We start from the raw sequence: 23917 nt of genomic DNA, 5'->3' as shown, positions 1-23917 counted from the left end.
TCCCTGCGGCCGACGCGCCGGAGCGGTTGCGCTTGGTGGGATGAGGTCATGACCGCGACTCTCCTCTCGCCCGCCCCGACCGTGCGCCGCGCTGCGCTCCCGGTCGTGTTCGTCCTTGCCGCGAGCTGGTCGCTCGGGTTTGCGACGTTTCACGCGCAGGGCTGGCTGCCGGACGCCTTGGCTCCGTTCGCGAACTCGGCGAGCGGGTGGACGCTGCTGACCGCGTGCCTCGTGGCGATCGCCCGCCCTGGGTGGCGGCTGGGCGCGGTGCTGGGTGCGGCGAGCTTCATCCTGCTCGTGCTCGGGTACGCGGCGGCGGCCGACGTGGCCGACCTGTTCTACAGCCCGGTGCGGTTCGGGGTCATCGGCCTCGTGGTCGGGCCGTTCGTCGGGGCTGCGGCCGCGTCGCTGCGGGACGGCGGCCGCGCTGCGGCCGCGGGGACCGCCCTGCTGGGCGGGATCGGGTTGGGTGAGTCGGTCTACGGCATCACCGTGGTGAGCGGGACGACGGGCCTGACGTACTGGGTCGCGGCGGGGGTGTGTGCGCTCGTGCTTGTCGGCGGGATGGTGCTGGGTCGCCTGCGGAGCCGCGACGACCGGATCGTCGCGGTCGTCGGGGCGGCGGTCGTCGCGGTGGCGTTCGGTGTGGCCTACCGGGCGCTCGGCGGCGTGTGAGTCACCCGTCGAGGTCCCCGACGGTGCCGGTCTCGGGGTCCGTACCGGTCGGGGCGTAGCGGAGCTGGACGGTGCCGGAGGAGCCTGCGACGGGCGGCTCGAGGAGCCGGAGCCCGGAGGCGCGCACCCCGTCGGGAAACACCTTCTTCCCCTGGCCGAGCACGACCGGGTACACCCACAGCGTCAGGACGTCGAAGAGCCGCTCGGCGAGCAGCGTCTGCACGAGGTTGACGCTGCCGATCACGTGCGTGCTCTCGTGCCGGTCTCGAACCGCCTGCACTGCTGCGGCGAGGTCGGCGCCGAGGAGAGTCGAACCTTCCCAGGTGAGGTCGGGGTTGCCGCGGCTCGCGACGTACTTGGGGACGGCGTTGAGCTGCGCGCCGATGTCGTCACGGTGATGCGGCCAGTACGCCGCGAAGATCTCGTACGTCCGGCGACCGAGGAGGAGCGCGTCCATCGCCTCGATCCCGGCGGTCACGGACTCCCCGACCAGCTCGTCCATGTGCGGCGCCTGCCAGCCGCCGAACGGAAACCCGCCGTCGCGGTCCTCGTCCGGGCCGCCGGGCGCCTGCGCGACGCCGTCGAGCGTGGTGAACAGGTCGATGTACAGCTTGCCCATGGGTGCTCCTCGTCGAACGGCCGGGCGACCCTCCGAGCGTACGTCCGGCCCTCACGTGGCACGACCGGTCGCCCGGTCCGCGTAGCATGTCCACGGCGGCACGGCCCCCGCGAGCACCTCGGTCCTCCGGCCCGCGCCCCGGGCCTCTAGCTCAGTTGGTAGAGCATCGGACTTTTAATCCGCGGGTCGTGGGTTCGAGCCCCACGGGGCCCACGCCGCGCACAAGGCTCGGACCCTTGCCCGGAGAATCTTCGGGGCTGGGTTCGGGCCTCGCCGCTCGGCCCGCCTTGCTGACGTGGGCAAGCAGGTCGTCCGCCGGATAGCGCGGACGACCAAGAGTCGGCCACCCCGGGCCAGGGCTCAGCGGTCGCGGACGTCGTCGGTGGTGAAGCCCTCGCGCGCTCCCCGCTCCTCTAGCGTCTCCAGTTCCTGGAAGAACGTGACCTGCCAGCCTGCCGGCCCCTGGATACGGGCGTTGAGACTTTGGAAGGGCGTCTTCACCGGCGGGGCGACCAGGTCGGCGCCGCCGTCGAGTGCTGCCGCGACAGCCTGCTCGGTGTCATCGACCTCCAGTGCGATCCGGAGCACTCCGGGCGTGTGCGGCGCCCCCTCGACAACGTCGATGTTCTTGGCGTGCGTCGGGGTGGCCAACTCGATCGTCGCGATGCCAGCGTGCAGGATCGCCACGCGGTCGTCGCCCTCAGTTGCGAAGGCCAGCTGCTCCGGCATCCCGAGCACATCGCGGTAGAACCGCACGGCGTTGTCGAAGTCGTCGGTCTCGATGATCAGACGTAGCTGTCTCGGGGAGGGGATGTTCGATGTCATGTCCCTCATCTTGCAGGCACACCCACGTGCCAGGACCTGTCCCGTGTGGACGTGCGACGTTCACGGCCGTGTGGTGCGGCGCGCCCCAGCTGATCCGCCGCCCCGGGCTGCGCCCCCGAGCGCGACCGACACGCCGAGCATGAACCCGGCGTCGTACCAGCTGCCGGAGTTGCTGACCTCGTAGATGCCGACCTTGTCGTTGAAGAGGGACACGATGAAGGTCACCGGCGAGATCAGCCCGTGCCACAGCCCTTGCCAGACCCCGGGCGCGCCGGCCGCCTCGCTGGCCTCGGGAGCCGTGGGCGCGCACGCCGCCAGGGCGAGGACCAGGAGCAGCCCGACGGCGGGAAGGACGCGCTTCGTCACGGAGTGCTTGGTCATGGGTTCGCTCACCCCTCACGGCGCCGGGGGTCCTCGGCGAGGAACGGTCCCTGGCGACTCTTCATCGAAGCACCGTCGGCAGGGCCGGTCAACGGTGGTCCCGTCGGCGAGACTGCACGTTTCGCTCTCGCCGAACGAGGCTGGCACTCACCATGCACGAGTGCTAGAACAGGAGATGTAGCCAACCCGTCCGCGGGCAGCCGCTGACGGCGTTCGACGACTTCGACGGTCGAGGTCGTGCTTCGAGGAGGTGGTGACGATGGCTACACGTTGGGACCCGTTCCGGGAGATGGATCGCCTGATGTCGTCCGTCCTGACGACCCCGCGCGGCTCCGCGGCGATGCCGATGGACCTGCTGCGCGAGGAGGACCACTACGTGCTGGCGGTCGACCTGCCGGGTGCAGACCCGGGCACGATCGACATCTCTGTCGAGGACAGCACCCTGACGATCCGCGCTGAGCGGACCGCACGCTCGAGCGACTCGGACTGGCTGGTCCGCGAGCGCCCGTCGGGCACGTTCGCCCGCCAGCTCACGGTGGGTCGCGGCCTCGCGCTCGACCAGATCACGGCGAGCTACGCCGACGGCGTGCTGTCGCTGACCATCCCGGTGAGCGAGCAGGCCAAGCCGCGGAAGATCGAGGTGCAGCACCAGGGCACGCCCGCTCAGATCACGCAGGACGCCCCCGCGTCCTGACCACGACCACCGCGCCCCGTCCGGCACTGCGCAGCCGGGCGGGGCGCGGCGTCGTCTCGACACCGCGCCCCGCGAGGGATGCTCAGGCGTCCGGGCTGACGCGGACGAGCATCTTGCCGACGTTGCCGCCGCGCATCATGTCGAGGAACGCGTCGACGGCGTTCTCGACGCCGTCGACGATCGTCTCGTCGTAGGCGATCTTGCCGTCGGCGAACCAGCCGGCCATCTTCTGGGTGAACTCGGGCGCGAGGTGGACGTAGCTGCCGAGGGTGAAGCCCTTGAGCGTGAGGCCACGCGTGATGATGTTCGCCATGTTGTCCGGGCCGGGCGTCCGCTCGGTCGTGTTGTAGCCGGTGATCGCGCCGCACAGGGCGATGCGCCCGCCGGTGTTCATGACGTCGAGCGCAGCCTCGAGGTGGTCGCCGCCGACGTTGTCGAAGAACACGTCGACGCCGTCGGGCGCGAGGGCGGGGAGCTGCTCGCGGACGGGCGCGTCCTTGTAGTTGAGCGCGGCGTCGTACCCGTACTTCTCGGTGAGGAGCGCGACCTTCTCGGCCGAGCCGGCCGAGCCGATGACCCGCTTCGCGCCGAGGAGGCGGGCGATCTGCCCGGCAGCGGTGCCGACGGCGCCCGCGGCGCCGGAGACGAACACCGTGTCGCCCTCCTTGATGCTGGCGATCGCGGTGAGGCCGACGTATCCGGTGAGGCCGGTCATGCCGAGCATGCCGAGGCGCGCGGAGAGCGGGACGCCGGGGAGCTCGGGGACGGCGCGGAACGCGGTTGCGTCTGCCTGGGCGACGTCGCGCCAGCCGAGGTCGTGCTGGACGAGCGTCCCGACGGGCAAGGAGTCGGCGGCGGACTCGACGACGCGGCCGATCGCACCGCCCGTCATGGTCTCGCCGAGGGCGAACGGCGGGACGTAGCTCTTGACGTCGTTCATGCGGCCGCGCATGTACGGGTCGACGGAGAGGAACGCGTTCGCGACGCGCACCTCGCCGGGGGCGAGGTCGCCGAGCTCGACGGTGACCGTGCGGAAGTTCTCGGGGGTGGGCCACCCGTGGGGACGGGAGACGAGCTGGACCTGGGTGCTGGCTGCGTGGGTCATGTTCTGCTTTCGTTCGGTTTCAGAGTGCGAGGCCGAGGGCGAGGGCGATCACGCCGAGCGCGGGTGCGAGGCCCTGCTTGAGCGCTGCCGAGGCCTTGTCGGGGCTCGAGAGGAGGAGGACGAGGGCGGCGGCGGCCATCGAGCCGGCGCCGGTGAGGACGAGGGTTGCGCCGACGGCGGTGTGCCCGGCTGCGTAGAGGCCGATGCCGAGGGCGACGGCGATCGCGAGGAAGAGGTTGTAGAACCCCTGGTTGAACGCGAGCTGCTGCTGCGCGGCGGCCTGCTCGACGGTGCCGGTGCCGAAGACGGCGCGGGCGCGGGCGCTCGTCCAGGCGATCGACTCGAGATAGAAGATGAAGACGTGCACGAGGGCGGCGACGCCTGCGAGCACGAGGCCTGCGATGACCATGGGGACTCCTCGGTTGAGCGCGCCCTGCGCGCCGTTAGTGGACTGATCGATCTAGAATATACTGGATCGATCAGTTCACCACCAGGAGGGTCACATGGGCCGCACCCAGACGTTCGACACGAACGAGGTCGTCCGCGCCGCCCGCGCCGTCTTCTGGGAGCACGGCTACGAGAGCGCCGCGCTCCCCGACCTCGAGAAGGCCACCGGCCTCTCACGCTCGAGCATCTACCACGCGTTCGGCTCGAAGCGCGGCCTTTTCGACGCCGCGGTCGCGAGCTACCTCGACGAGGTCGTCCGCCCGCCGCTACGCCAGCTCGCGCGCGACGACGCCACCCCCGACGCCCTCGACCGCTACCTTCTCGGGCTGCGCGACGCGCTCCAGCACGCCGGTTCCGGCGCCGCCATGAACGGCTGCCTCCTCATCTCCGCCGCCAACGCCCCGATCGCCCGCGACGACACCGTCGCGCGCACGATCGACGCCTACGCAGCCGAGCTGCGCACCGCCGTCGTCTCCGGCATCGCCCGCCAGCTCCCCGACCTTCCCGCCAGCCAGCGCGACACCCTCGCGACCGCCTGCGCCGGCCTCGTCATTGCGGCCCTGTCGCTCGTGCGGGTGAACCTCACGGCCGCCGTCGCGTCGCTCGACGCCGCCCGCGACCTCGTGCGCAGCCACGAACGAGCCGCTCAGCCCCGGGAGCCCGCGCCCCTGGGGTGACCGGCCCCACACCGGTGCGCGTCCGTCCCACACGAACCGATCACAGACACCCCTCACCCAGGCATGTACGGTATTTCGGGCCGTGCACTCGGCCGTGACCCGGCGCGGTGCTGTCAGCGACGTCGAGCACCGTGACAGGAGGATCCTTGCGAAGCAGTGTGGAACCGCGCCGCCCCGCGACGCAGAGTCGCGGCGTGGGACGCAGCCACGGCAAGGCGATCCTCTTCGGCGAGCACGCCGTCGTCCACGGCGCCCCCGCGATCGTGGTGCCTGTCCCGGCCCTGACGCTCACCGCGCACGTGACCGTCACCGACGGCCCCAGCCGCATCGTGTCCTCCCTCTACTCCGGCCCTGTCACGGATGCGCCGGACCGCCTCAGCCCCACCGTCGCGGCTCTGCAGGCCGCGCTCGGCTGGTTCGACCTCGCCGACGTGAACGTCGCGCTGCGCATCAGCAGCGACATCCCCGCCTCGCGCGGGCTCGGCTCGAGCGCCGCGACCGGCGCCGCCGTCGTCGCCGCGATCGCCGACCTCGCCGGCCGGGAGCTCACCTCCGGCGAGCGTCACGACCTCATCCAGACGTCCGAGCGCGTCGCCCACGGCGCCCCGAGCGGCATCGACGCGCACGGCGTCGTCTCGACGTCTCCCCTGTGGTTCCACGGCGGCACCGTCGAGGCCCTGCCGACGGGCGCGGAGCTCACGTTCGTCCTCGCTGACACGGGCGTCGCGGGCAGCACCCGCACCGCGGTCGACGCGGTCCGCCGCGTCCGCGAGACCGAGCCCGACCGGTTCGGCGGCATCCTCGCCCGCCTCACGGCGATCGCGCACGCCGCCCGCACCGCCCTCGCGACCGGCGACCGCGCGACGGTCGGCGCGCTCATGGACGAGTCGCACGAGCACCTCTCCGCGCTCGGCGTGAGCGGCCCCGAGCTCGACACGCTCGCCGCTGCGGCCCGCGCCGCGGGCGCGCTCGGCGCCAAGCTCACCGGGGGCGGCCTCGGCGGCTGCCTGCTCGCCCTCGCCCCCGACCTTCCGACGGCGGAGCATGTCGCCGCCGAGCTGCGCGCCGCCGGCGCGACCGCAGTCCACCCGTCGACCACGGAGGCGTTCGCATGACGACGGCCACGGCCCAGGCGCACCCCAACATCGCCCTCATCAAGTACTGGGGCAAGAGCGACGAGTCGATGTCGCTGCCCGCGACCGGCAGCCTCTCCCTCACGCTCGACATCTTCCCGACGACGACGACGGTCGAGGTCGACGAGACCCTGACCGCGGACGTCTTCGAGCTGAACGGCACCGTCCGGGACGACGACGCCGCACGCCGCGTGAGCACGTTCCTCGACCTCGTGCGGGCGCAGGCCGGCACGGACGCGCACGCGCGCGTGCGCTCGACCAACACGGTCCCGACGGGCGCGGGCCTCGCGTCGTCGGCGTCAGGCTTCGCGGCGCTCGCCGTCGCCGCCTCGGCCGCGTACGGCCTCGACCTCGACGAGCCCGGCCTGAGCCGCCTCGCCCGGCGCGGCTCCGGCTCGGCGTCACGCTCGATCATCCCGAACGTCGCGCTGTGGACGGAAGGCGACGACGCGTCGTCGTACGCGCGCGAGGTGCCCGCCCCGACGATCGCGATGGTCGTCGTCACGCTCGACGCGGGCGTCAAGCACGTCTCCAGCCGCGTCGCGATGCGCCGCACGATCGAGACGTCGCCGTTCTTCCCCGCGTGGGTCACGTCGACACGCGTGAGCCTCGACGAGATGGTCGCCGCCTGCGCGGCGGGCGACTTCACGCGCATCGGTGAGCTGACCGAGGCGAACGCCCTGCGCATGCACGCCACGATGCAGGGCGCCGAGCCCGCGATCCGCTACCTGAGCCCCGCGAGCATCGCCCTGTTCGACCGCGTGGTCGCCCTGCGCGCCGAGGGCATCGAGGCGTACGCGACCGCGGACGCCGGCCCGAACGTCGCAGTCATCTGCCCGCCCGCCGACGCGGGACGCGTCGCTGCCGCCCTGCGTGAGACCACCGCCGCGATCCCGGGCCTGAGCGCCGAGGTCCTCGTCGCCGGGCCTGGCCCGGGCGCCCACCTCGTCGACCCGGCCGGCGGCGCCGCATGATCACCGTCCGCGCACCGGGCAAGCTCTTCGTCGCTGGCGAGTACGCCGTCGTCGAGCCGGGACAGCCCGCGGTCATCATCGCGATCGACCGCTACCTCGCCGTCACGCTCACCGAGAGCGTCGACGTCGGCACCGTGCACTCCCCCGAGTACGGCCAGCTGCCGCTCGTGTGGCGCCGGTCGGGCGACGACGTCACGATCGACCGCGACCACCACCCGTACGACTACGTCATGTCCGCGATCACGACCGTCGAGCGGGTACGCGCCCGCCGCAGCGTCGCCCCGAAGTTCTTCGACACGCGCATCGACAGCCAGCTCGACGACGTCTCGGGCCGCAAGTTCGGCATCGGATCCTCGGCCGCCGTCACGGTCGCGACGGTGCGCGCCATGTCCGAGCTGTACGGCCTCGGCCTGAGCAACCTCGAGGTGTTCAAGCTCGCCCTGCTCGCGACCGTGCAGATCGCGCCCGCCGCCTCGGGCGGCGACCTCGCGGCGAGCTGCTTCGGCGGCTGGATCCGCTACAGCGCTCCTGACCGCGCCGTGCTGATCGACGAGCTGAGCCGCCGCGACCCCGCCGACCTGCTCGACGCCGACTGCTGGGACGGCCTGTCCGTCACCCGGCTCACGCCGCCCGACCACCTCCAGCTGCTCGTCGGCTGGACCGGGTCGCCTGCGTCGACGACGCGCTTCGTCGACGTCGTGCAGGCCAAGCAGGCGACCGGCGAGGTCGACATGCCCGCGTTCGTCGCGGCCAGCCGCGACCACGTCGACCGGCTCGTCCGCGGACTCCAGGAGCACGACGACGCGGCCGTCCTCGACGCGATCCACGGCGCCCGCACCCTCCTGCAGGGCCTCGGCGCGCAGGCTGGCCTCGACCTCGAGACGGCGCGGCTCGCCGCGCTGTGCGACGCCGCCGACGAGGCGGGCGCCGCCGGAAAGCCGTCGGGCGCCGGCGGGGGCGACTGCGGGATCGTGCTCGCGCCGCCGTCAGCCGACGTCGCCCGCATGCTCGTCGCCTGGGAGCGCGACGACGTGCGCCACCTGACCATCTCGGTGCACCCACCCGAAGGAGCCGTCGATGACGAGTGAACGCAAGGACAACCACGTCGCCCTCGCGATGGACCAGAACCGAGGCGTGCGCGGCCGCAACGACTTCGACGACGTCGAGCTCCTCCACCACGCCCTCGCCGGGATCGACCCGGCGACCGTCAGCCTCGGCACGACGGTCGGCGGCGTCGCCTGGGACGTGCCCTTCTACATCAACGGCATGACCGGCGGCAGCGCCTCGACCGGCGAGATCAACCGCACCCTCGCGATCGCAGCGCGCGAGACGGGCATCCCGATGGCGTCCGGCTCGATGAGCATCGCGCTCAAGGACCCGTCACAGACGCCGACGTTCCAGGTGATCCGCGAGGAGAACCCCGACGGGTTCGTCATGGCGAACCTCGGCGCGGACCACGGCGTCGACAACGCGCTGCGCGTGATCGACCTGCTCCAGGCCGACGCGCTGCAGATCCATGTCAACGCCATGCAGGAGACGGTCATGCCGGAGGGGTCGCGCGACTTCTCCGCGTGGCCCGCCACGATCGAGGCCGTCGTCGCGGCCGTGCCGGTCCCTGTGGTCGTCAAGGAGGTCGGCTTCGGGCTGAGCCGCCGCACGATCGAGACCCTCGCAGGCCTCGGCGTCACGGTCGCCGACGTCTCCGGCCGCGGCGGCACCAACTTCGCGCGGATCGAGAACTCCCGCCGCGCGGGCGGCGACTACGCGTACCTCGAGGGCTGGGGCCAGTCGACCGTGAGCTGTCTGCTCGACGCGCCGGGCGACTTCCCGACGCTCCTCGCCTCCGGCGGTGTGCGCAACCCGCTCGACGTCCTCAAGGCGCTCGCGCTCGGCGCGAAGGGCGTCGGGGTCGCGGGCACGTTCCTCGCGCTTGCCGTCGACGGCGGCGTCGACGCGCTCGTCACCGAGATCAACCGGTGGAAGGAGCACCTCACGCAGCTCATGGCGACGGTCGGCGCTCCGACCGTTCCCGCGCTCACGGGCACCGACCTGCTCGTGCGGGGTTCCGTGCGAGAGTTCTGCGAGCTGCGCGGGATCGACGCCGCCGCACTCAGCGCCCGCTCCGCGGCCGCGAACGACAACACCCGAGGAGGCCGCCATGGCCGCTGACGCCACCGACGCCGAGCTGACCCGCACGGTCACCGCCGTCCCCACGCGCTGGGTGGGCCCGATCAAGCTCTCCGGCAACGTCATGACCGGCGAGCAGTCGGTCCCGCTCGCGACGTACGAGATCCCGCTGTGGCCCTCGGTCGGCCGCGGCGCGCGCATCTCACGCCTCGTCCCGGACGGGATCGTCACGACGCTGATCGACGAGCGCATGACCCGCTCGACGCTGTTCGTCGCGGAGAACGGTGCCGCAGCATTCGCGGCCTGGCAGCGCATCCGCACGCGCCTGCCCGAGCTGCAGGCCGTCGTCGCCGCGCAGAGCGCGTTCGCGAAGCTCATCGACCTCGACGAGCAGATCGTCGGCAACCTGCTGTTCGTCCGCTGGGAGTTCACGACCGGCGACGCGTCGGGCCACAACATGGTGACCAAGGCGTCCGAGGCGCTCATGTCGTTCGTCCTCGACGCCGAGCCGACGCTCTCCTACGGCTCGATCTCAGGGAACTTCTGCTCGGACAAGAAGGCCACCGCGGTCAACGGCATCCGTGGCCGCGGCAAGAATGTCGTGGCGGAGATCCTCATCCCCGAGGAGCTCGTCCACAAGCAGCTCCGCTCGACGGCGAAGCAGATCGCCGAGCTGAACCTGCGCAAGAATTTCGTCGGCTCGACGGTCGCGGGCGCGCTGCGCTCCGCGAACGCCCACTACGCGAACATGCTGCTCGCGTTCTACCTCGCGACCGGCCAGGACGCCGCGAACATCGTCGAGGGCTCGCAGGGCATGACCCATGCCGAGGACCGCGACGGGGACCTGTACTTCTCGTGCACGATCCCGAACCTGATCGTCGGCACGGTCGGCAACGGCAAGGACGTGCCCGGCGTCGGCGAGGCGCTCGTCCGGCTCGGCTGTGAGCGAACCGACGTCCCCGGAGCCAGCTCCCGGAGGCTCGCGGTACTGGCAGCGGCTACCGTTCTGTGCGGGGAGCTGTCGCTCATGGCCGCGCAGACGAACCCTGGCGAGCTCATGGCTGCGCACATCACCCTCGAACGGAACGCAAGGAGGTCGTCGTGACGGCGGCTGCACCCCTGATCGGCCTGATCGACCTCTCGGTCGCGACCGGTCACCACGTCGTGTCCCTCACCGACCTTGCCGTCGCGACGGGTGTCGACCCGGCGAAGTACCACGTGGGCATCGGGCAGGACGAGATGAGCCTGCTCGCACCCGACGAGGACATCGTCACGATGGCTGCGACGGCGGCCGCGCCGATCATCGAGCGGCACGGCACCGCGAAGATCCGCACGGTCCTGTTCGCGACCGAGTCGGGAATCGACCAGTCGAAGGCTGCGGGCGTCTATGTCCACCAGCTGCTCGGCCTGCCGTCGGGGTGCCGCGTCGTCGAGATGAAGCAGGCCTGCTACTCCGCGACCGCTGGTCTCCAGGCGGCGCTCGGCATGGTCGCGCGCAATCCCGAGGAGCAGGTGCTGCTCATCGCGAGCGACAACGCACGCTACGACGTCGACTCGGCGGCTGAGGCGACGCAGGGCGCGGGTGCGGTCGCGATGCTGATCGGTGCCGACCCGACGCTCCTCGCGATCGAGCCGGCGAGCGGCGTGCACACGGCCGACGTCGACGACTTCTGGCGTCCGAACGACCGCTCGACGGCAGTCGTGGACGGGCGCCTGTCCGTCACCGCGTACGTGGACTCGCTCCTCGGCGCGTGGGACGACTACCAGGCGCATGGGGGCGTCGCGGCCGAGGAGATCGACCGCTTCTGCCTGCACCAGCCGTTCACGCGCATGGCCGCGAAGGCGTTCGCCCAGCTGAGCAACCACACGGGCGTCACGCGCGACGACACGGTCCTCGCGTCGACGTTCACGTACAACCGCCGCATCGGCAACTCGTACACGGCGTCGCTGTACTTCGCCCTCGCGTCCGTCCTGGACAACGAGGCTGACGTCGCGGGCCGCCGCATCGGATTCTTCTCGTACGGGTCCGGCAGCGTCGGCGAGCTGTTCACGGCGGTCGTGCAGCCCGGCTACCGGAGCGCCCTGCGCCCCGGCTCGGTCGCAGCGCAGCTCGACGCTCGCGTGCCTGTCGACGTCCCGGAGTACCGCAAGATCCACGCGGCAGCGGAGCTCGCCTCCGACGTCGACGTGAAGACGCCGCACGTGACGGCCGCGCCGTTCCGTTTCGCGGGCATCGTCGGGCGCGCCCGCCGGTACGAGCGCCGCGGCTAGCCCCGAGCGGCCCCAGCCCAGCCCAGCCCGAGAATCAGCAGTTTTTGTCGTTGTGAGCAACCAAAACTGCTGATTCTCGGTGGGAGGCGCTGGCGCGTGCCTCGCGTCACGTCGTGGAATGCGCGCGGCGAGGGTCGTGTTCCCCCCAGCAGACGGAGATCTCTGGAGGAGGCCCCATGACGTACCGCTCAGCCGGGCAGAGCATGGTCGCGCCCCACGCTGTCCAGCGCCCCTCCATCACCGGCGGCGCTACCGTCATCGACGCCCTCGTGGTCGGCGCCGGTCAGGCTGGGCTCTCCGCGTCGTACCACCTGCGGCGGCTCGGCGTGCAGCACATCGTGCTCGACGCCAACGAGGGCCCCGGCGGGGCGTGGCGGCACCGGTGGCCGTCGCTCACCTTCGGTGGGGCGCACGGCATCCACGACCTTCCCGGCCTTCCGCTCGGCACACCCGACCCGGCGGAGCCGTCGTCCCAGGTCGTGGAGCGGTACTACGGCGAGTACGAGCGGCGCTTCGACCTACCGGTCGTGCGCCCGGCGCGCGTGACGGCGGTGACGTCCGACGACGGGCCCGACGGGCCGCTCACCGTCACCTCGGACGCGGGAACGTGGCGGGCGCGTCGCGTCGTCACCGCGACCGGCACGTGGGACCGCCCGTACTGGCCGTACGTGCGCGGCCGCGAGACGTTCCGCGGTCGGCAGCTCCACACGCGTGACTTCTGGTCGGTCGAGGAAATGCGCGGCCTCGACGTCGTCGTCGTTGGCGCGGGTGCGTCGGCGACGCAGTTCCTGCTGCAGCTCGACGGCGTCGCACGGTCGACGACGTGGGCGACGCGTCGCGAACCCGAGTGGGTCGACCGTCCGTTCGACACGGAGTGGGGCATCGACGTCGAGAAGCGCGTGCAGGCGCGCACGCTCGCGGGGCTGCCGACGCTGAGCGTCGTCGCAGCGACGGGTCTCGCGCTGACGCCCGAGTACGAGCGGGCGATCGACTCGGGCCTGCTGGTCTCGCGCGGGATGTTCACGCGGATCGTGCCGGACGGCGTCGTCTTCCCCGGGCGCGACGGCGGCCCCGAGGAGAACGTCCACGCCGACGTCATCCTGTGGGCGACCGGCTTCCGGCCGGCGCTCGACCACCTCGCACCGCTACGGCTGCGCGAGCCCGGCGGCGGCATCAAGACGGACGGGACGGTCGTCGACCGCGACCCCCGGGTGCTGCTCGTCGGCTACGGCGCGTCCGCGTCGACGCTCGGCGCGACACGCGCCGGACGCAAGGCTGCGATCGCTGCGGCTCGCGGTCTCGACCAGGCCGCGCCCGCGCTCAGCGCGGCAGCTGCGCGAGGATCGCGAGCGCCGCGAAGCCCAGCCCACCAAGCGTGACCGCGATGAACAGCAGCACGATGCCGACGAACATCATCCGCGAGTTGCCGTTCTTCTCCGGGTCCACGACGGCGTCGTGCGGGTTGGACGGGTCGACGTACACGGTGATCGGCTGACCGTCCGCGTACGGCTTGAAGAACATCGGCAGGCGCCCGCTCCCGCGTCGCCACGCGCCGTCGGGCAGCGGGTAGTCGAACTCGATCGTGTGGGCGTTGCCGCCGAGCTGCCACCGCTGCACGACGCGCCCCTCGACTGCGACGCGCGGCACCTTCTTGCGTCCCTGTGCACCTTTGACGATCAGGACGATCGCCGCGACGAGCAGCCCGATCCATACGAGCAACCCGAGCACGACCCCGACTCCGGCCGATCCGACCATGTCTACCCCTCCTGCGTCTGCCGCCCTGGCGGCGGCCGCCCCATCCTTCCGTGCACGCCGTCGGCCCGCCACCGCTACCGGCGCGCGCCGTCGAGGATGTCCGCACGGTCCCGCTACGGTCGAGGCATGACGACGTTCATCGCGCACCGCGGTGCGAGCGCCGCTTTCGCCGAGCACACGCGCGCGGCCTACGTGCAGGCCCTCGCCGACGGCGCGGACGGACTCGAGTGCGACGTGCAGCTCACGGCTGACGGCGAGGTCGTGCTGTGGCACGACGCGACCCTCGACCGGACGAGCGACGCGACGGGCGACCTGCATCGCCTCACGCTCGCCGAGCTGCGAGCTCTCGACACGTTCTCGTGGCGCACGCCCGCCGTACCTGACTCGCACGGCGAGGCGGGCACGCAGGTCCTCACGCTCGGCGAGCTCGCCCTGCTCGCGATCGCGGCCGGCCGGCCGGTCGTGCTCGTCGTCGAGCTCAAGCACCCGAGCCCGTTCGGGCACGCTCTCGAGGACGCGGCGCTCGACGTGCTGCGCGGGCACGGCTGGGACCCCGAGTCCGCTCGTCTCGGTGACTCCGAGGTGACGGTGTGCTTCATGAGCTTCTTCCCGTCGTCGCTCGAGCACCTCGCGCCCCACGTGCCGGCTGGGGCGCTCATGTTCCTCGTCGACGAGCTCTCCGACGCGGAGCTCGTCGCGGACCTCGACCCCGGCGCGGAGCCGACGCCCGCAGCGGTCGCGGCCGCCCGCGCGCTCGTCGCGCACGGCATGGCCCTCGTGATCGACGGCGCGGTAGGCGGCTTCGGCCCGTCCGTCGCCTGGTGCCGCGCGCACCCGGACGACGTGCGCGCCCTCGTCGCGCAGGACCGTACCCTGCGCGTCTGGACGGTCGACGACGTCACGGACGCGGAGCTCCTCGTCGGCCTCGGCGTCGCGGAGCTCACGACGAACACCCCGCGCGAGCTCCGCGCCGCGCTCGCCGCGTCAGATCCCGCGCCGCCCGACGCCGACATCACCCCCTGACCCCGACGGTCCTGTTCGGCGCGATCTGGGCGGTGGCCCCGCGGGTCAGAGCTTCTGCGACAGCCAGTCGAACACGGTAGCGAAGTACTGCTCACGCGCCGGCTCGGGGGACAGCGCGAGGTCGTGGACACCGCCAGGGATCTTCGCGAGGGTCACGTCGGCGCCGACCTGCTTGGCCCGCGCCTCGATCTGCTCGACGTCGAGCACGACGTCGCCGTCAGGTCCTGAGCGGTCGCTCGTGCACACGAGCACGGGGCAGCGCACCGCGAGCCCGCGCGCGAGGCGACGGTGCCCGCGTCGCACGGCGCGCAGCCAGGCTGCACGCACCGGTACACCGTCGGGGTTCTTGAGCGCGACGTCGTAGTCCCATTCGCCGCCGCCAGCGACGTGGAGCCGCTGCGCGTACGTGGACGGTGCGGCATCGAGGACGTACGTGGGCCCGAGCGGCCCGACGACGTCGAGCACGCGCGTCGCCACCTCCCGGTCGAACCACGGCGCCGCGAGATCGAACCACGGGGAGTTCAGGACGAGCCCGTCGACCGCGACCTTCCGCCGCAAGGAGTGTGCCCACAGGCTCGCGGTCAGTCCGCCGGTCGAGTGCGCGTTCACGACCAGCACGTCGTGCGAGCGGCGGATCCACGCCGCCGCCTCGGTCAGCTCGGGCCGGTAGTCACGCAGGTCGTCGACGAAGTGCGCGAGCTGCCACGGTCGCCACGACCGGCCGCACCGGCGCAGGTCGATCGCGTAGAAGTCGTAGCCCTCGTCCTCCCAGCGCTGCGCGAGGTGCGTCTGGAAGAAGTAGTCGTTGTAGCCGTGCACGTAGAGCACGGCACGACGCCGGGCGGGCTCCCCCTCGGGCTGGACGCGGCGCACGAGCGTCGCCACGACCGGTCCGTCGTCGTCCCCCTCGAGGTCGAACGTCGCCTTCTCGAAGCCGTCGAGCTCGTCTGCGACCCAGCGCATCTCTACCCCCGTGCGGTCGTCGGTGCTTGTCAGCAGGCTACGCCGCGACCTCGTCGCGGGCGCTGTCCGAGATGGGCGCGAGGAGGACGAGGCCCACGAGGAGGACGAGCATGATGCCCAGCACCCCCCAGTACTGCGCGCCCGAGATGGCGACGAACGTCGAGAACGCGGCTGGCGCCATGAAGCTCGCGGCACGGCCCGTCGTCGCGTACAGACCGAAGATCTCCGACTCCCGCCCAGGCGGGATGCGCCGCGCGAGCATCGTGCGGCTCGCCGACTGCGCAGGCCCGACGAACAGGCACAGGAGCAGTCCGAACACCCAGAAGGCGCCCTGACCTGCGTCGTGCAGGAAGAACACCGCGACACCCGAGATCACGAGGCCGACGAGCGACACGACGATCACGCGCTTCGGCCCGACCCAGTCCTCCACGAAGCCCGCGATGATCGTCGCGAGGCCCGCGACGACGTTCGCTGCGATCGCGAACACGATCACGCCCGACGGCGTGAATCCGAACGTCCCCGACGCGATGACCGCACCGAACGTGAACACGCCCGCGAGCCCGTCCCGGTACACCGCTGACGCGATGAGGAACTTCACGACGTCGCGGCGCTCGCGCCACAGCCTCGCGACGTCGCTGAAGAGCTTGCGGTAGGCGCCCGCGACGCTGAGCCGCGCGCGCGTCGGCGACGGCGGCACCTCCGGGACGGCAAGCAGCACGGGGACCGCGAACACCGCGAACCACACCGCGGAGAACAGGACGGCGACGCGGTAGCGCAGACCGCCGTCGTCCCCCACGCCGAACCAGCCGACCTCCGGGTTGATGAACCCGACGAACAGGATGAGCAGCAGCACGATGCCGCCGAGGTAGCCGGCACCCCAGCCGAAACCCGAGACGCGACCGACGTTCGCGGGCGTCGAGACCTGCGTGAGCGTCGCGTTGTAGTTGACCGACGCGAGCTCGAAGAAGATGTTGCCCGCCGCCAGGAGCGTGATCCCGAGCAGCAGGTTCCCCGTGAGGTTGTCCGGGTCGGGTGTGACGAAGAACATCGCAGCGCTGATAGCGACGGTGATGAACGTGTTGACCGCGAGCCAGCGGCGGCGCCTGCCGCCGTCGTCCGAGCGGGCGCCGACGACAGGCGCGCTCACCGCGATGAGCACGCCGGCGATCGCGAGGCCCCAGCCGAGCCACGCGGAGTGGTCGGCGAGGACGCCGTCGAGCAGGAGCTTTGCGGGGCCCTTCGCCACGCCGGCGACCTTCTCGGCCTCGGCGGCGTCGACGACGTCGCGCGCGACGAAGTCGCTCGACGTGATCCACCGTGTGAACACGAACGTGGTGATCACGGCGTTGAACGCTGCGGAGCCCCAGTCCCACAGGGCCCACGCGGTCACGACGCGAAGCCGGACAGGCGCCGCGGGAGACGGAGACGTCGGGCGGTCAGAGAGGGCGGTCTCGTCGTCGAGCCGCGCGTCGTCGGCGCTCATGCTCGGATCGTAGCCCGGTGAGACGACGCAGATCGGAAGCCGAGACGAACGGCGTGTGTCCGCCGTCCGTCCCGGACCCGGTCAGGTCAGACGTCGATGCGGCGCGGACCTGCCTGCCAGGCGCTCCACGCCGACTGCACGATCTCGTCGAACGAGTGCTGCGCCGTCCAGCCGAGCACCTCGTTGATCCGATCGGACGACGCGACGAGCTGCGCAGGGTCACCCGCGCGACGCTCGCGGATCTCGGGGGTCGTGTCGAGCCCGGAAGCGACCCCGATCTGCTCGATGACCTCGCGGACCGAGGCGCCCTTGCCGGTCCCGACGTTGAAGACGTCGTGCGGCCGCTCGTCCTTGCCGAGGTATTCGATCGCAGCGATGTGCGCCTCGGCGAGGTCGCTGACGTGGATGTAGTCGCGGATGCACGTACCGTCCGGCGTCGGGTAGTCGTCACCGAAGATCAGGGGCTTCTCGCCGCGCTCCAGACGGTCGAGGACCATCGGAATGAGGTTGAGGATCGCCGGGTCGCCGAGGTCGTCCCAGCCGGCACCTGCGACGTTGAAGTAGCGCAGCGCGACGAAGCGCAGGCCCCACGCGCGGTTGGCGGCGCGTCCGAGCCACTCGCCGATGAGCTTGGTCTCGCCGTAGGGGTTGATCGGCTCCGCGTGGAGCTTCTCCTCGACGATCGCGGCGGACGGGTTGCCGTAGGTCGCAGCGGACGACGAGAACACGAGACGGTCGACGTTAGCGGCCTCCATCGCGGTCAGCACGTTGGTGAGGCCGCCGACGTTCTGCTGGTAGTAGAAGGTGGGGCGCTCGACGGACTCGCCGACCTGCTTGCGTGCGGCGAAGTGGATCACCGCGTCGACGTCGTGCTCGCGCATCGTCGCCGTGAGGACGCCGACGGCCTCCGGGGACGCGACGTCGAGCTTGACGAGGACGGCGTCCCCGATGCGGGAGGCCGAGCCGGTCGAGAGGTCGTCGACGACGACGACGCGCTCACCACGCTGCTCGAGAAGGCGGACGACGTGCGCTCCGATGTACCCGGCTCCGCCGGTGACGAGGGTGGTCATGGTCACGATCCTAGCGAGCAGGGCTCTCTCGGCGCAGCGACCGAAGGTCCGGTCGTGCTAGGCCCAGCCGAGCTCGTGCAGCCTGTCGTCGTCGATCCCGAAGTGGTGCGCGATCTCGTGGACGACCGTGATCCGCACCTCGTCGACGACGTCCTCCTCTGTCTCGCAGATCGCGAGCGTCGGGTTGCGGAAGATCGTGATGCGGTCGGGCATCGCGCCGGCGGCCCACGACGCCCCGCGCTCGGTGAGCGGGATCCCGTCGTAGACGCCGAGGAGGGTCGGGTCCTCCGGGGGCGCGTCGTCCTCGACGAAGACGACGACGTTGTCCATCTGCGCGGCCAGGTCCTGCGGGACCTCGTCGAGGGCGTCGCTCACGAGCTCCTCGAAGCGCTCCCTGGTCATCTCGATCACGGCACCATCATCCCCCGGGCCCCGGCCCGCCGACCTCCGGGCCCCGGAGCCGCGGAATCCTCTCGATTTTGCCAGGACGCCGCCGTACGCATATGCTTACCGAGGTCTCCAACGGAACCGACTAGGCCCCCATCGTCTAGCGGCCTAGGACGCCGCCCTTTCACGGCGGTAGCACGGGTTCGAATCCCGTTGGGGGTACGCAACACCTGTAGTACATGCAGTATGGTCTTGTCTCACCACAAGGCCCCGTAGCGCAGTTGGTTAGCGCGCCGCCCTGTCACGGCGGAGGTCGCGGGTTCAAGTCCCGTCGGGGTCGCTCGATATCGCCCGGTCATCTGACCGGGCGTCGTCGATTACGGCCACTTAGCTCAGTTGGTAGAGCGTTCGACTGAAAATCGAAAGGTCGGCAGTTCGACCCTGCCAGTGGCCACATCGCAGAAGCCCCGCCCGGTTCCCGGCGCGGGGCTTCGTCGTTCTCGACCGACAGCGGCCGCCCCGCGCACCCGCTCCCGCCGCCAGCGTGCGGCACCCGAGGACGTCGACGTCACTACCTGCGGCCACGTCACAGCCGCCCTACAGTTGTCTCGCGTTCCGAATCACGATTGAGTGGGAGTGTCGGCGCACCCGCGAACGGCCGGACGAAGGCAGGTATCTCATGACTGACCCGCTGCACGGCGACGGCGCCCGCACCGGCGCCGGCGCACCGAAGGAAGCCGACCCGTCGGTCGGCGAGCTCTTCGGGAGGCTGACCGAGCACACGACGCGGCTCGTCCGCGCGGAGATCGCGCTCGCAAAGGCGGAGCTCAAGGCGAAGCTCACCAAGATCGGGATCGGCGCTGGACTGCTCGTGTTCGCCGGCGTCCTCTCGTTCTACGCGCTCGGCAAGCTGCTCGACGCCGCCGCGCTGGGCCTGGCCGAGGCCGTCGCCCCGTGGCTCGCTTTCCTGATCGTCGGTGTGGTGCTGCTCATCATCGTCGGCATCCTCGCCGCACTGGGCGCGAAGGCCCTCAAAGCAGGGTCGCCCCCCACGCCCGAACGAGCCATCGACAACGTCAAGGCCGACGTCGAGGAGATCAAGAAGGGACTGCGCCGATGAGCGCCGAGAAGGAGCCCCAGCTCTCGTTGTCGGCTGCCGAGGCCGAGGTGCTCGCGGCCCGCGCGGACCTCGCCAGGACGGTCGACGCACTTGCCGGGCGGCTCGACCCACGCGTGCGTGCCACCGAGGCGGCTCAGGCAGCGAAGCAGGCCGCCGTCGACGCGCGCGGGCTGCTGACAGGAAAGGGCGCTCCGCAGCACGACCGGGAGCGCAGCCGGAACCTCAAGATCCTCATCGGTGTCGCGCTCGGGGCGACCGCGCTCGTCACGCTCGTGGTGGCGCGGCGCCGCTGAGACCGCCGGGCGCCAGTGTCCGGGTACGCCAAGGACGGGGCCGCGAGGCCCCGTCGACGTGTCTCGTCTGATCTGACGGGTGCTGTCGGCTGGGGGTCACCGCTCGGTGCCCCCAGCCGCGAAGTTCGACGATGCCGCTGCGTGCGGCTGCGTCAGCTTCCGTCGGCGAGAGCGGCCTGCGTCGCGCTCTCGTTGAGGAGCGAGAGAACCTCTGCCTCGCGGTATCGGCGGTGACCACCCAGGGTGCGGATCGCAGAGATCTTGCCCGCCTTGGCCCAGCGGGTGACCGTCTTGGGGTCAACACGGAAGAGGCTCGCCACCTCGGCCGGAGTCAGCAGTACGTCGGACTCATTGCCGTGGACTGGCATGGGTCGCTCCTTCATCGTCGTTCTTATAAGGCATCATCATGCCACCCGCAACCGGACGAAGTGACCGGACGCACGGGTGAAGATGTGAGGATCGTCGCAGTTGAACCGATGTGTCCGGATCGACCTGCAGCTCACCCCTCCCCCCTTATCGGCAGGGAACACCGAAGTGGTCGGAATACCGTCGGACCATGTACCGTTGGGGGCGAATAGACGAGTCAACATGCCGGACCGCCCGTGCATCGGAGCCCATCGACGGCATACCGACACGAGCCAGTCCTGCCTCTATGTAAGGGGGGTCACAGCCATGGGCCGCGGCCGTCAGAAGGCGAAGCAGACGAAGGTCGCTCGCGAGCTGAAGTACTACACCCCGCCTACGGACATCAGGGCGCTCGAGCAAGAGCTCTCCCGCCGCAGCGCGACTGACGTCGTCGACCACCGCAGTGCGGCGGAGGACGATGTCGACCCGTACGTGGACTGGAACGACGAGCGCGACTGACTCGCTCCCCCACAGCTCCACGGCCTCCAGTCGCCGAGCTGATCCCGAGCAAGCGAGAGCGCCGTACACCCCAGGTGTACGGCGCTCTCGTTCGTCTGTCGTCAGGGAGGCGTCGCCGCGGCCCGCGAGCCTCGGCTACCGGTAGTCGCCGACGAGGCGCACGGCGCCCGCCTGCACGCCCTTCGTCCCCGCGACGAGGCCCTCTCGGTCCTCGTCAGCCCCGAGGTGAGCAACCTCACCCAGCACCCACGCGTCGAACCCCGCCGCCTGGCAGCGCGCGATCGTCGCGTCCACGCCGTCCGCACCGACGACAGCGACCATGCCGACGCCGAGGTTGAGCGTGTTCTCGAGGTCGCCACGCGGGACGCCACCGAGCTCGCGCACGAGGCGGAACACCGCAGGCACCTCCCACGACGCGCGGTCGACCGTCGCGACCGTCCCCGCCGGCAGCACGCGCGCCAGGTTTGCCGCGAGGCCGCCCCCCGTGACGTGCGTGAACGCGTGGACCTGCGTGGCCGGGTCACCCGCGATCGCGAGGACGTCCGACGCGTAGACGCGCGTCGGCTCGAGCAGCTCCTCGCCGAGGGTGCGGCCGAGCTCGTCGACGTGGCGGTCGAGCTCCCAGCCCGCATGCTTCACGACGGCGCGCACGAGCGAGTAGCCGTTCGAGTGCAGGCCCGACGACGCCATGGCGACGAGCACGTCGCCCACCTCGACACGGTCGGGGCCGAGCAGCGCGTCTGCCTCGACCACGCCGGTCGCCGCGCCGGCGACGTCGTACTCGTCCTCACCGAGCAGGCCCGGGTGCTCGGCGGTCTCTCCGCCGACGAGCGCCGTGCCCGCGACCGCGCACGCCTCAGCGACGCCACGCACGATGTCCGCGATGCGCTCGGGGACGACCTTGCCGCACGCGATGTAGTCCGTCATGAACAGCGGCTTCGCCCCGACGACGACGATGTCGTCGACGACCATGCCGACGAGGTCGAAGCCGATCGTGTCGTGCTTGTCCATCGCCTGAGCGATCGCGACCTTCGTGCCGACACCGTCGGTCGAGGTGGCCAGCAGCGGACGGCGGTAGGACAGCACCTCGGAGAAGTCGTACAGCCCCGCGAAGCCACCGGCCCCGCCGAGGACCTGCGGCCCGTGCGTGCGCCCGAGCGCCGCCTTCATCAGCTCGACGGCCTTGTCGCCCGCCTCGGTGTCGACGCCTGCCGCGGCGTACGTGATTCCTTCGGTCATCGGTGCGCTCCTCGCGTCGTGGACCGCTCGCGGACCACGGGGATGGACGGTGTGCTTGCGGTCAGGGACGGGTGAGCGCGTCGCCGCCGCCCGTGGCGACAGCCAGCGTCGTCAGGCCGTCGGTCGGGTTGCCGAGCGGTGCGTCACCCGCCTCGAGCAGGTGCTTGCCGAGCTGCTCGGCGTCCGGCAGCTCGATCGGGTACTCGCCGGTGAAGCAGGCGGCGCACAGCTGTGACGCGGGCTGCTCGGTCGCCTCGATCATCGCCTCGAGGGAGATGTAGCCGAGCGAGTCCGCGCCGAGCGATGCCGCGATCTCGTCCTTGTTGAGGCCGTTCGCGATGAGCTCGGCGCGGGACGCGAAGTCGATCCCGTAGAAGCACGGCCACTTCACGGGCGGCGCGGAGATGCGGATGTGCACCTCGGCGGCGCCCGCCTCGCGGAGCATCCGCACGAGGGCGCGCTGCGTGTTGCCGCGCACGATCGAGTCGTCGACGACGACGAGTCGCTTGCCACGGATGACCTCGCGCAGCGGGTTGAGCTTGAGCCGGATGCCGAGCTGGCGCAGAGTGTCCGACGGCTGGATGAACGTGCGGCCGACGTAGGCGTTCTTCGTGAGGCCCTGGCCGAACGGGATGCCGGACGCCTGCGCGTAGCCGACCGCGGCCGGCGTGCCGGACTCGGGCACCGGGATCACAAGATCGGCCTCGACCGGGTGCTCCTGGGCGAGACGGCGCCCCATCTCGACGCGTGCGGCGTGCACGGAGCGCCCTGCGATCGTCGTGTCGGGGCGGGCGAGGTAGACGTACTCGAAGACGCAGCCGGCGCGCTTGACCTCGGCGAAGCGGTGGGAGCGCAGGCCTTCGTCGTCGATGATGATCATCTCGCCGGGCTCGATCTCGCGGACCACGGAGGCGCCGACGATGTCGAGGGCAGACGTCTCGGACGCGACGACCCAGCCGCGCTCGAGGCGACCGAGCACGAGCGGGCGGACGCCCTGCGGGTCGCGGGCGGCATAGAGGGTGTGCTCGTCCATGAAGACGAGGCTGAACGCGCCGCGCAGGCGCGGCAGCACCTCGAGGGCGGTCTGCTCGAGGGTGTGCCCCTCGTCGCCCGCGAAGAGGGCGGTGATGAGCGCGGTGTCAGTCGTGTTGCCGCGGGCGAGCTCACCGCGGCGCTGGGCGCCGTAGCGCTCTGCGACGAGCTCGACGAGCTCGGCGCTGTTGACGAGGTTGCCGTTGTGGCCGAGGGCGACCGTCCCCTGCGCCGTCGCGCCAAGCGTCGGCTGCGCGTTCTCCCAGGTGACACCGCCGGTGGTGGAGTAGCGGCAGTGGCCGACGGCGATGTGGCCGCCGAGCGCGTTCAGCGCGGTCTCGTCGAAGACCTGCGAGACGAGGCCCATGTCCTTGTAGACGAGGATCTGCTGCCCGTTGCTCGTCGCGATGCCAGCCGACTCCTGCCCGCGGTGCTGGAGCGCGTACAGCCCGAAGTAGGCGAGCTTGGCGACCTCCTCACCGGGAGCCCAGACGCCGAAGACACCGCACTCGTCCTGCGGTCCCTTCTCGCCAGGCATGAGGTCGTGATTGAGCAGTCCGTCTCCGCGCAAGGCCACGGCTTCAGTGTCCCACAGCACACTGAGCCCTCCCGGCGGGCCCACGATGCGGAACAGACGACGCACGACGGGTCTGTGCGCCCGCCGCCTGGAGCGCCGCGACCTCGGCTGGGACGTCGGTCCCTGGACGGACCTTTCTGACATGTGAGACGGCCCGAGCATTGTCGATCGATTCTCTCGGGT

The 23917-nt window shown here is 71.3% G+C and carries 27 protein-coding genes and 4 tRNA genes; 18 read left to right on the top strand and 13 right to left on the bottom strand.

Annotation, left to right across the window (positions count from 1 at the left end):
• Window positions 1-48: 48 nt before the first annotated feature.
• A complete protein-coding gene (locus AC4F3Q_RS08650; RefSeq protein WP_491039608.1) occupies window positions 49-675 on the top strand; it encodes a DUF6518 family protein in 627 nt (208 codons plus the stop codon).
• A 1-nt stretch (window position 676) separates the two neighbouring features.
• On the opposite strand, the gene AC4F3Q_RS08645 is transcribed toward AC4F3Q_RS08650, so the two are convergent.
• Window positions 677-1294, bottom strand: coding sequence for a dihydrofolate reductase family protein (locus tag AC4F3Q_RS08645; protein ID WP_491039607.1), 618 nt, complete (start codon window positions 1292-1294; stop codon window positions 677-679).
• Window positions 1295-1434: 140 nt separating this feature from the next.
• On the opposite strand from AC4F3Q_RS08645, the gene AC4F3Q_RS08640 reads away from it, so the two are divergent.
• Window positions 1435-1507: transfer RNA gene (locus tag AC4F3Q_RS08640), tRNA-Lys, on the top strand.
• 147 nt (window positions 1508-1654) lie between these two features.
• Here AC4F3Q_RS08640 and AC4F3Q_RS08635 read toward each other — a convergent pair.
• Together AC4F3Q_RS08635 and AC4F3Q_RS08630 are read right to left on the bottom strand one after the other, a co-directional pair.
• Window positions 1655-2119: a VOC family protein gene (locus AC4F3Q_RS08635; RefSeq protein WP_491039606.1), complete on the bottom strand. Its 465-nt coding sequence runs from the start codon at window positions 2117-2119 to the stop codon at window positions 1655-1657.
• 60 nt (window positions 2120-2179) lie between these two features.
• Window positions 2180-2500 carry a hypothetical protein gene (locus AC4F3Q_RS08630; RefSeq protein WP_491039605.1) on the bottom strand — a complete coding sequence of 107 codons (321 nt, stop codon included), beginning with the start codon at window positions 2498-2500 and terminating at the stop codon, window positions 2180-2182.
• 259 nt (window positions 2501-2759) lie between these two features.
• Here AC4F3Q_RS08630 and AC4F3Q_RS08625 point away from each other — a divergent pair, with 259 nt between their 5' ends.
• Window positions 2760-3194: an Hsp20/alpha crystallin family protein gene (locus AC4F3Q_RS08625; RefSeq protein WP_491039604.1), complete on the top strand. Its 435-nt coding sequence runs from the start codon at window positions 2760-2762 to the stop codon at window positions 3192-3194.
• Between the two features lie 82 nt (window positions 3195-3276).
• On the opposite strand, the gene AC4F3Q_RS08620 is transcribed toward AC4F3Q_RS08625, so the two are convergent.
• Both AC4F3Q_RS08620 and AC4F3Q_RS08615 read right to left on the bottom strand, forming a co-directional pair.
• On the bottom strand, window positions 3277-4299 hold the full coding sequence (locus tag AC4F3Q_RS08620) for an NADP-dependent oxidoreductase (protein WP_491039603.1): 1023 nt from the start codon (window positions 4297-4299) through the stop codon (window positions 3277-3279).
• A 19-nt stretch (window positions 4300-4318) separates the two neighbouring features.
• Entirely contained in the window at window positions 4319-4708 is a 390-nt protein-coding gene (locus tag AC4F3Q_RS08615; protein ID WP_491039602.1) for a DUF1304 domain-containing protein, read from the bottom strand.
• Window positions 4709-4802: 94 nt separating this feature from the next.
• Here AC4F3Q_RS08615 and AC4F3Q_RS08610 point away from each other — a divergent pair, with 94 nt between their 5' ends.
• The 8 genes from AC4F3Q_RS08610 to AC4F3Q_RS08575 all read left to right on the top strand — a co-directional run bounded on the left by AC4F3Q_RS08610 (window position 4803) and on the right by AC4F3Q_RS08575 (window position 13307).
• Window positions 4803-5423 carry a TetR/AcrR family transcriptional regulator gene (locus AC4F3Q_RS08610; protein WP_491039601.1) on the top strand — a complete coding sequence of 207 codons (621 nt, stop codon included), beginning with the start codon at window positions 4803-4805 and terminating at the stop codon, window positions 5421-5423.
• A 194-nt stretch (window positions 5424-5617) separates the two neighbouring features.
• Entirely contained in the window at window positions 5618-6538 is a 921-nt protein-coding gene (mvk, locus tag AC4F3Q_RS08605) for a mevalonate kinase (protein WP_491039600.1), read from the top strand.
• A complete protein-coding gene (mvaD, locus tag AC4F3Q_RS08600) occupies window positions 6535-7530 on the top strand; it encodes a diphosphomevalonate decarboxylase (RefSeq protein ID WP_491039599.1) in 996 nt (331 codons plus the stop codon). The genes mvk and mvaD overlap by 4 nt, the downstream gene beginning before the upstream one ends.
• Entirely contained in the window at window positions 7527-8618 is a 1092-nt protein-coding gene (locus AC4F3Q_RS08595) for a phosphomevalonate kinase (RefSeq protein ID WP_168448017.1), read from the top strand. Before mvaD ends, AC4F3Q_RS08595 begins: the two co-directional genes overlap by 4 nt.
• The gene (gene fni, locus AC4F3Q_RS08590) at window positions 8608-9699 is read left to right on the top strand and encodes a type 2 isopentenyl-diphosphate Delta-isomerase (RefSeq protein ID WP_491039598.1); all 1092 of its coding nucleotides are present in this window, start codon (window positions 8608-8610) and stop codon (window positions 9697-9699) included. Before AC4F3Q_RS08595 ends, fni begins: the two co-directional genes overlap by 11 nt.
• Window positions 9689-10762, top strand: coding sequence for a hydroxymethylglutaryl-CoA reductase (locus tag AC4F3Q_RS08585; RefSeq protein ID WP_491039597.1), 1074 nt, complete (start codon window positions 9689-9691; stop codon window positions 10760-10762). Before fni ends, AC4F3Q_RS08585 begins: the two co-directional genes overlap by 11 nt.
• Window positions 10759-11928 carry a hydroxymethylglutaryl-CoA synthase gene (locus AC4F3Q_RS08580; RefSeq protein ID WP_491039596.1) on the top strand — a complete coding sequence of 390 codons (1170 nt, stop codon included), beginning with the start codon at window positions 10759-10761 and terminating at the stop codon, window positions 11926-11928. The genes AC4F3Q_RS08585 and AC4F3Q_RS08580 overlap by 4 nt, the downstream gene beginning before the upstream one ends.
• Window positions 11929-12131: 203 nt before the next feature.
• A complete protein-coding gene (locus tag AC4F3Q_RS08575) occupies window positions 12132-13307 on the top strand; it encodes an NAD(P)-binding domain-containing protein (RefSeq protein ID WP_491039776.1) in 1176 nt (391 codons plus the stop codon).
• On the opposite strand, the gene AC4F3Q_RS08570 is transcribed toward AC4F3Q_RS08575, so the two are convergent.
• Complete coding sequence (locus tag AC4F3Q_RS08570) at window positions 13249-13683, bottom strand: DUF3592 domain-containing protein (RefSeq protein WP_491039595.1); 435 nt, start codon at window positions 13681-13683, stop codon at window positions 13249-13251. The genes AC4F3Q_RS08575 and AC4F3Q_RS08570 overlap by 59 nt on opposite strands.
• A 126-nt stretch (window positions 13684-13809) precedes the next feature.
• On the opposite strand from AC4F3Q_RS08570, the gene AC4F3Q_RS08565 reads away from it, so the two are divergent.
• Window positions 13810-14706, top strand: a complete 897-nt coding sequence (locus tag AC4F3Q_RS08565) for a glycerophosphodiester phosphodiesterase family protein (RefSeq protein ID WP_491039594.1) — start codon at window positions 13810-13812, stop codon at window positions 14704-14706.
• A 45-nt stretch (window positions 14707-14751) separates the two neighbouring features.
• Here AC4F3Q_RS08565 and AC4F3Q_RS08560 read toward each other — a convergent pair whose 3' ends face one another.
• The 4 genes from AC4F3Q_RS08560 to AC4F3Q_RS08545 form a co-directional block, all read right to left on the bottom strand.
• The gene (locus AC4F3Q_RS08560) at window positions 14752-15669 is read right to left on the bottom strand and encodes an alpha/beta hydrolase (protein ID WP_491039593.1); all 918 of its coding nucleotides are present in this window, start codon (window positions 15667-15669) and stop codon (window positions 14752-14754) included.
• Window positions 15670-15706: 37 nt separating this feature from the next.
• Window positions 15707-17152 carry an MFS transporter gene (locus tag AC4F3Q_RS08555; RefSeq protein ID WP_491039592.1) on the bottom strand — a complete coding sequence of 482 codons (1446 nt, stop codon included), beginning with the start codon at window positions 17150-17152 and terminating at the stop codon, window positions 15707-15709.
• Window positions 17153-17238: 86 nt separating this feature from the next.
• Window positions 17239-18222, bottom strand: coding sequence for a UDP-glucose 4-epimerase GalE (galE, locus tag AC4F3Q_RS08550; protein ID WP_491039591.1), 984 nt, complete (start codon window positions 18220-18222; stop codon window positions 17239-17241).
• 57 nt (window positions 18223-18279) lie between these two features.
• A complete protein-coding gene (locus AC4F3Q_RS08545; RefSeq protein ID WP_491039775.1) occupies window positions 18280-18624 on the bottom strand; it encodes a metallopeptidase family protein in 345 nt (114 codons plus the stop codon).
• Between the two features lie 134 nt (window positions 18625-18758).
• On the opposite strand from AC4F3Q_RS08545, the gene AC4F3Q_RS08540 reads away from it, so the two are divergent.
• From AC4F3Q_RS08540 to AC4F3Q_RS08520, 5 genes are all read left to right on the top strand, one after another.
• Window positions 18759-18831, top strand: a tRNA-Glu gene (locus tag AC4F3Q_RS08540).
• A gap of 44 nt (window positions 18832-18875) precedes the next feature.
• Window positions 18876-18949 (top strand) — tRNA-Asp (locus AC4F3Q_RS08535).
• A 41-nt stretch (window positions 18950-18990) separates the two neighbouring features.
• A tRNA-Phe gene (locus AC4F3Q_RS08530) sits at window positions 18991-19063 on the top strand.
• A gap of 225 nt (window positions 19064-19288) precedes the next feature.
• Window positions 19289-19729 carry a phage holin family protein gene (locus AC4F3Q_RS08525; RefSeq protein WP_491039590.1) on the top strand — a complete coding sequence of 147 codons (441 nt, stop codon included), beginning with the start codon at window positions 19289-19291 and terminating at the stop codon, window positions 19727-19729.
• Window positions 19726-20022, top strand: a complete 297-nt coding sequence (locus AC4F3Q_RS08520; RefSeq protein ID WP_491039589.1) for a DUF3618 domain-containing protein — start codon at window positions 19726-19728, stop codon at window positions 20020-20022. The genes AC4F3Q_RS08525 and AC4F3Q_RS08520 overlap by 4 nt, the downstream gene beginning before the upstream one ends.
• A gap of 152 nt (window positions 20023-20174) precedes the next feature.
• On the opposite strand, the gene AC4F3Q_RS08515 is transcribed toward AC4F3Q_RS08520, so the two are convergent.
• Window positions 20175-20390 carry a BldC family transcriptional regulator gene (locus tag AC4F3Q_RS08515; RefSeq protein WP_098458256.1) on the bottom strand — a complete coding sequence of 72 codons (216 nt, stop codon included), beginning with the start codon at window positions 20388-20390 and terminating at the stop codon, window positions 20175-20177.
• A 304-nt stretch (window positions 20391-20694) separates the two neighbouring features.
• On the opposite strand from AC4F3Q_RS08515, the gene AC4F3Q_RS08510 reads away from it, so the two are divergent.
• Complete coding sequence (locus AC4F3Q_RS08510; RefSeq protein WP_098458255.1) at window positions 20695-20886, top strand: DUF3073 domain-containing protein; 192 nt, start codon at window positions 20695-20697, stop codon at window positions 20884-20886.
• 135 nt (window positions 20887-21021) lie between these two features.
• Here AC4F3Q_RS08510 and purM read toward each other — a convergent pair whose 3' ends face one another.
• Window positions 21022-22125: a phosphoribosylformylglycinamidine cyclo-ligase gene (gene purM, locus AC4F3Q_RS08505; protein ID WP_491039588.1), complete on the bottom strand. Its 1104-nt coding sequence runs from the start codon at window positions 22123-22125 to the stop codon at window positions 21022-21024.
• A 61-nt stretch (window positions 22126-22186) separates the two neighbouring features.
• Window positions 22187-23734: an amidophosphoribosyltransferase gene (gene purF, locus AC4F3Q_RS08500; RefSeq protein WP_168448004.1), complete on the bottom strand. Its 1548-nt coding sequence runs from the start codon at window positions 23732-23734 to the stop codon at window positions 22187-22189.
• Window positions 23735-23917 lie beyond the last annotated feature (183 nt).

It is taken from the genome of Flavimobilis sp. BM9 (genome assembly GCF_058313055.1).
The sequence above is the reverse complement of the archived record's forward strand: the minus strand, read 5'-3'. Positions and strand labels throughout refer to the sequence as shown.

What these genes read in the sequence shown, in the direction of transcription:
- AC4F3Q_RS08650 (WP_491039608.1), top strand. Translation starts at nt 49, where the DNA reads ATGACCGCGACTCTCCTCTCGCCCGCCCCGACCGTGCGCCGCGCTGCG.
- AC4F3Q_RS08645 (WP_491039607.1), bottom strand. Translation starts at nt 1,294, where the DNA reads ATGGGCAAGCTGTACATCGACCTGTTCACCACGCTCGACGGCGTCGCG.
- AC4F3Q_RS08635 (WP_491039606.1), bottom strand. Translation starts at nt 2,119, where the DNA reads ATGACATCGAACATCCCCTCCCCGAGACAGCTACGTCTGATCATCGAG.
- AC4F3Q_RS08630 (WP_491039605.1), bottom strand. Translation starts at nt 2,500, where the DNA reads ATGACCAAGCACTCCGTGACGAAGCGCGTCCTTCCCGCCGTCGGGCTG.
- AC4F3Q_RS08625 (WP_491039604.1), top strand. Translation starts at nt 2,760, where the DNA reads ATGGCTACACGTTGGGACCCGTTCCGGGAGATGGATCGCCTGATGTCG.
- AC4F3Q_RS08620 (WP_491039603.1), bottom strand. Translation starts at nt 4,299, where the DNA reads ATGACCCACGCAGCCAGCACCCAGGTCCAGCTCGTCTCCCGTCCCCAC.
- AC4F3Q_RS08615 (WP_491039602.1), bottom strand. Translation starts at nt 4,708, where the DNA reads ATGGTCATCGCAGGCCTCGTGCTCGCAGGCGTCGCCGCCCTCGTGCAC.
- AC4F3Q_RS08610 (WP_491039601.1), top strand. Translation starts at nt 4,803, where the DNA reads ATGGGCCGCACCCAGACGTTCGACACGAACGAGGTCGTCCGCGCCGCC.
- mvaD (WP_491039599.1), top strand. Translation starts at nt 6,535, where the DNA reads ATGACGACGGCCACGGCCCAGGCGCACCCCAACATCGCCCTCATCAAG.
- AC4F3Q_RS08595 (WP_168448017.1), top strand. Translation starts at nt 7,527, where the DNA reads ATGATCACCGTCCGCGCACCGGGCAAGCTCTTCGTCGCTGGCGAGTAC.
- fni (WP_491039598.1), top strand. Translation starts at nt 8,608, where the DNA reads ATGACGAGTGAACGCAAGGACAACCACGTCGCCCTCGCGATGGACCAG.
- AC4F3Q_RS08585 (WP_491039597.1), top strand. Translation starts at nt 9,689, where the DNA reads ATGGCCGCTGACGCCACCGACGCCGAGCTGACCCGCACGGTCACCGCC.
- AC4F3Q_RS08575 (WP_491039776.1), top strand. Translation starts at nt 12,132, where the DNA reads ATGGTCGCGCCCCACGCTGTCCAGCGCCCCTCCATCACCGGCGGCGCT.
- AC4F3Q_RS08570 (WP_491039595.1), bottom strand. Translation starts at nt 13,683, where the DNA reads ATGGTCGGATCGGCCGGAGTCGGGGTCGTGCTCGGGTTGCTCGTATGG.
- AC4F3Q_RS08565 (WP_491039594.1), top strand. Translation starts at nt 13,810, where the DNA reads ATGACGACGTTCATCGCGCACCGCGGTGCGAGCGCCGCTTTCGCCGAG.
- AC4F3Q_RS08560 (WP_491039593.1), bottom strand. Translation starts at nt 15,669, where the DNA reads ATGCGCTGGGTCGCAGACGAGCTCGACGGCTTCGAGAAGGCGACGTTC.
- AC4F3Q_RS08555 (WP_491039592.1), bottom strand. Translation starts at nt 17,152, where the DNA reads ATGAGCGCCGACGACGCGCGGCTCGACGACGAGACCGCCCTCTCTGAC.
- galE (WP_491039591.1), bottom strand. Translation starts at nt 18,222, where the DNA reads ATGACCACCCTCGTCACCGGCGGAGCCGGGTACATCGGAGCGCACGTC.
- AC4F3Q_RS08545 (WP_491039775.1), bottom strand. Translation starts at nt 18,624, where the DNA reads ATGACCAGGGAGCGCTTCGAGGAGCTCGTGAGCGACGCCCTCGACGAG.
- AC4F3Q_RS08525 (WP_491039590.1), top strand. Translation starts at nt 19,289, where the DNA reads ATGACTGACCCGCTGCACGGCGACGGCGCCCGCACCGGCGCCGGCGCA.
- AC4F3Q_RS08520 (WP_491039589.1), top strand. Translation starts at nt 19,726, where the DNA reads ATGAGCGCCGAGAAGGAGCCCCAGCTCTCGTTGTCGGCTGCCGAGGCC.
- AC4F3Q_RS08515 (WP_098458256.1), bottom strand. Translation starts at nt 20,390, where the DNA reads ATGCCAGTCCACGGCAATGAGTCCGACGTACTGCTGACTCCGGCCGAG.
- AC4F3Q_RS08510 (WP_098458255.1), top strand. Translation starts at nt 20,695, where the DNA reads ATGGGCCGCGGCCGTCAGAAGGCGAAGCAGACGAAGGTCGCTCGCGAG.
- purM (WP_491039588.1), bottom strand. Translation starts at nt 22,125, where the DNA reads ATGACCGAAGGAATCACGTACGCCGCGGCAGGCGTCGACACCGAGGCG.